General features: G+C 73.8%; 4 protein-coding genes. All 4 read left to right on the top strand.

Translation table 11 applies throughout. The annotated features are described in order from the left end of the window. The coding region (locus C1J01_RS46560; protein WP_111185399.1) for an AMP-binding protein at positions 1-1281 on the top strand (1281 nt) is incomplete at its 5' end. Continuing rightward, positions 1278-2315, top strand: coding sequence for a LuxE/PaaK family acyltransferase (locus C1J01_RS46555; RefSeq protein ID WP_235855132.1), 1038 nt, complete (start codon positions 1278-1280; stop codon positions 2313-2315). The genes C1J01_RS46560 and C1J01_RS46555, both read left to right, overlap by 4 nt. Further along, positions 2315-3550: an acyl-CoA reductase gene (locus C1J01_RS46550; protein WP_111185398.1), complete on the top strand. Its 1236-nt coding sequence runs from the start codon at positions 2315-2317 to the stop codon at positions 3548-3550. Before C1J01_RS46555 ends, C1J01_RS46550 begins: the two co-directional genes overlap by 1 nt. Continuing rightward, a partial coding sequence (locus C1J01_RS46545) for a hypothetical protein (RefSeq protein ID WP_220040461.1) occupies positions 3547-4277 on the top strand: 731 nt, incomplete at its 3' end. The genes C1J01_RS46550 and C1J01_RS46545, both read left to right, overlap by 4 nt.

The raw sequence follows: 4277 nt of genomic DNA, 5'->3' as shown, positions 1-4277 counted from the left end.
GTCGCGGGGAGCGAGCTGGCCGGGCGGATCGAGCGGGCGGCGGAGATCGTGACGCGGTTGCCGCCGGGGCCGTTGTTCTGCGGCATGCGCAACGATCTGGCCTCCGTCCTGCGGTATCTCGGCGCCTGGTGCTCCGGGCGGGCGGTGGCGCTGCTGGATCCCGAACTGCCGGCCGGGGTGCTGGCCGAGCTCGTACGACGGTTCCGGCCGGGGGCCCTGCTCGGCTTCGCCAACGCGCCCGACGGCCCGCCGCGCGCCCACCTGACCGGCGGCGCGTCACCCGTCACCGGCGAGGCGGGGGTGCACGCGGAGCTCGGGGTGTTGCTGGCCACCTCGGGGTCCACCGGCGATCCCAAGCTCGTACGGCTGTCGCGGCACGCGGTCATGGCCAACGCGGCGGCGATCGCGCAGGCGCTGGAGATCGGCACCGATGAGGTGTCGCCCACCAGTCTGCCGCTGCACTACAGCTACGGGCTGTCGGTGCTCAACAGCCATCTGATCGCGGGGGCGACCGTGGTGCTGACCGACGACTCGCTGCTGCAGCGGTCGTTCTGGAACGACGTCGACACCTATGCCTGCACGTCGCTGGCCGCCGTCCCGTACCAGTACGAGATGTTGCGGCGGTTGCGGTTCGAGCGGGAGCGGCACCCTTCGCTCACCACGCTCACGCAGGCGGGCGGGCGGCTCGACGAGGCGCTGGTGAAGGAGTTCGCCGCGCAGGCCGACCGGTTCTACGTGATGTACGGGCAGACCGAGGCCACGGCCCGCATCGCCGTCATGCCGCCCGACCGGCTGGCCGACAAGCCGGGCTCCGTGGGCCGGGCCGTCCCCGGCGGGCGGCTGAGCGTCGAGGCCGGCGAGGTCGTCTACGAGGGGCCCAACGTCATGATGGGCTACGCCGAGACCGCCGCCGACCTGGCCAGGGGCGACGACCTCGGCGGGGTGCTGCGCACCGGCGACCTGGGCGAGCTGGACACCGAGGGGTTCCTCACCATCACCGGGCGGCTGCGGCGCATCGCCAAGGTGTTCGGCATCCGGGTCAACATGGACGACATCGAACGCCTGCTGCGCGACGCCGGTCCGCTCGCGGTCACCAGCGGCGACGACCGGGTGACGGTGTGGACGGAGGGGCTCCCCTCGGCCGACCGCGCGGCCCTGGCCAGACGGCTGGCGGCCGAGCTGCGGGTGCACTGGAGCGGTTTCGACGTCCGCAGCCTCGACCGGCTGCCGTTGTTGCCCACGGGCAAGGTCGACTACCGCGCCCTGGAGTCGCTCACGTGAGCCGGGTGAAGGGGATGTTCGAGCTGGGGGCGGCCGAGAAGGAGGCGGTGCTGCTGCCTCGGCTGGCGGCGTTGACGGAGCGGCATCGCGAGGCGTGCCTGCCCTACCGGCGGATTCTCGACGCCATCGGGGCGCGGCCGCCGTACGAGCGGGTGGCGGATCTGCCGTGGTTGCCGGTGCGGCTGTTCAAGACGCACGAGCTGCGCAGCGTGCCCGAGGAGCAGGTGTTCCGGGTGCTGACGTCCAGCGGGACGACCGGGCAGACGCCGAGCCGGATCTACCTCGACCGGGAGGCGGCCGCGACGCAGACCCGGATGCTGGCCGCCACGCTGCGCGAGGTGCTGGGCGAGCGGCGGCTGCCGATGCTGGTGGTCGACAGCCGCTCGGTCGTGCGCGACCCGACGTTGAGCGCCCGGGGCGCGGGCGTGCTCGGCATGATGAACTTCGGCCGCGACCACACGTTCGTGCTGGACGAGCAGGGGCGGGTGGACGCCGAGGCGGTCAAGGAGTTCCTGGCGCGCCACGGCCGCGAGCGGTTCCTGGTGTTCGGGTTCACGTTCATGGTGTGGCTGCATCTGCGCGCGCTCGGGGCGGATCTGTCGCAGGCGGTGCTCATCCACTCGGGCGGCTGGAAGCGGCTGGCCGAGCAGGCGGTCGGCAACGCCGAGTTCCGGCGGCGGCTGGCGGCCGAGTGCGGGCTGACCAGGGTGCACAACTTCTACGGGATGGTCGAGCAGATCGGCACGGTCTTCCTCGAAGGGCCCGACGGCGACGGCCTCTACTGCCCCGACTTCGCCGACGTCGTGATCCGCGACCCCGAGACGTGGCAGGAGGCGCCGCCCGGCGTGCCGGGGCTGATCGAGGTGGTCAGCACGCTGCCGACGTCGTACCCGGGACACGTCCTGCTGACGGAGGACCTCGGCGTGGTGCGCGGCGTCGACGACGGGAGCCGGCCGGGCAAACGCTTCGAGGTGCTCGGCAGACTGCCGCGGGCGGAGGCGCGCGGGTGCAGCGACACGATGGGGCAGGGCTGATGCTGGACGATGTCACCACGCTCGGCGTCCCGGCGGTGGAGGTCAGGTTCCCCGCCGCCGGCCGGGTGTCCGTGGATGAGCTGCTCCGCCTGGGCGGCGGACTGGAGGTCGGGGACGAGCGCGTACGCACGTTCCTGGCCGCGTTCGGGCGGCGGCTGCTGCGGCCCGCCCTGGCCCGGCGCCACCCCGAGCTGGGCTCGCTCGGTTTCTTCCTGCGTCCCACTGAGCTGGCCCGCACGGTCGAGAGCCTGGCCGGCGAGCACGTACGCGTCCCGCGCGGCCTGGTCTTCCACGTCCCGCCCGCGAACGTCGACACGGTCTTCGTCTACTCCTGGGCCCTGTCGGCCCTGATGGGCAACCGCAACGTCGTACGCCTGTCGCCGCGCTCCGGCAAGGTGGCCGAGGTCATCGTGGACACGCTCAACGAGACGCTCGACGACGCCGACCCGGTGGTCGCCGCCACCCAGCGGATCGTCTCCTACGACCGCTCCGACGCCGTCACCTCCACCCTGTCGGCGGCCTGCGACCTGCGGGTGGTGTGGGGCGGCGACCGTACGGTGCGGGAGATCCGGCGGCATCCGCTCACGCCGCACGCGCGCGAGCTGACCTTCCCCGACCGTTCGTCGTTCGCGGTGGTGCGGGCGGCGGCGTGGTTGTGCGCGCCGCGGGCGGCGCGGGTCACGGCCGCCGAGGGGTTCGTCAACGACACCTACTGGTTCGACCAGGCGGCCTGTTCGTCGCCGCGGACGGTGTTCTGGGTCGGCGACGAGGGCGACTGCGAGGCGGCGCGGGCCGACTTCACCGACCACGTGGCGCGGGTGGTGACCGTGCGCGGGTGGGGGGTCGACGCGGCGATGGCGGTGGAGAAGCGGGTGTCCACGTACGGGCTGGCCGCCGACGGGCTGGCCGAGAGGGTGGAGTTCCACGGCAACGCGCTGGCCGAGGTCCGGTTGTCCGCCGCGGCGGCGGCGCCGCGGCGGTGGCTGGGCGCGGGAACGTTCGCGCACGCCCGGCTGGCGTCGCCGGCCGAGCTGGAGGAGCTGGTGGAGCGGCGCGACCAGACGATGACGCATTTCGGCTTCGGCCGTGACGAGCTGGAGGAGCTGGCCCGGAGGCTGGCCGGGCGGGGTGTGGACCGCATGGTGCCGGTCGGGAGCGCGCTGAGCTTCCACCGGGTGTGGGACGGTGTGGACCTGCCGGCCGAGTTCACCCGGCTGGTGACCGTCATCCGGTGACGGCGTCCGGGGAGGCGCCTGCCTGGGTCGGGCGCGGGCTCGTCCGGCCGGCGTCGGCCGGGGTGGTGTGCGGGATCGCCGTCGTGGCGTTCCTGGGGTGCGGGGTGCCGGCCCGCGACCTGGCCGTTTTCGCCGCGTACGTCGGCCTGGCGGTGCTGCTGCCGGGGACGTTGTTGTGGCGGGCGCTGACCGGGGGCGGGCCGGCGGATCTCGCGGCCGGGCTGGCGCTCGGGTACGCGGTCGAGGTGCTGGCCTACATCCCCGCCAGGGCGGCCGGGCTGCCGCTGCTCGTGCTCGCGCCGCCGGCGGCCGTGCTGGTCGCGTTCGCGGGTGTGCCGGGGCTGCGGCGGCACTGGCGGGGCCCGGCCGGACGTGAGCGCATGCCGACGTGGTGCGCGTGGGTGGTCGCGGGGATCGTCGGCTTCCTGGTGGTGTGGAGCACACTGTTCCTGTACCGGGTGCCGATCACCGACGCGTACGTGGACATGCCCTACCACCTGGCGCTGGTCGGCGAGCTGCGGCACCACGTGCCGCCCGCGCTGCCGTCCGTGCTGGGCGAGCCGCTGTCGTACCACTGGTTCGTCTACGCCGAGATGGCCGCGACGAGCTGGGTGACCGGGATCGACCCGGTGACGCTGGTCTACCGGCTGTCCACGCTGCCGATGGCGGCGGCGACCGTCGTGCTGGTCGTGCTGGTCGGGCGGCGGCTGGGTGGGCGCTGGGGAGC

It is taken from the genome of Nonomuraea aridisoli (genome assembly GCF_003236395.1).
GTDB lineage: Bacteria > Actinomycetota > Actinomycetes > Streptosporangiales > Streptosporangiaceae > Nonomuraea > Nonomuraea aridisoli.
Note: the sequence above shows the minus strand (reverse complement) of the source record. Positions and strands in the feature narration are given on the sequence as shown.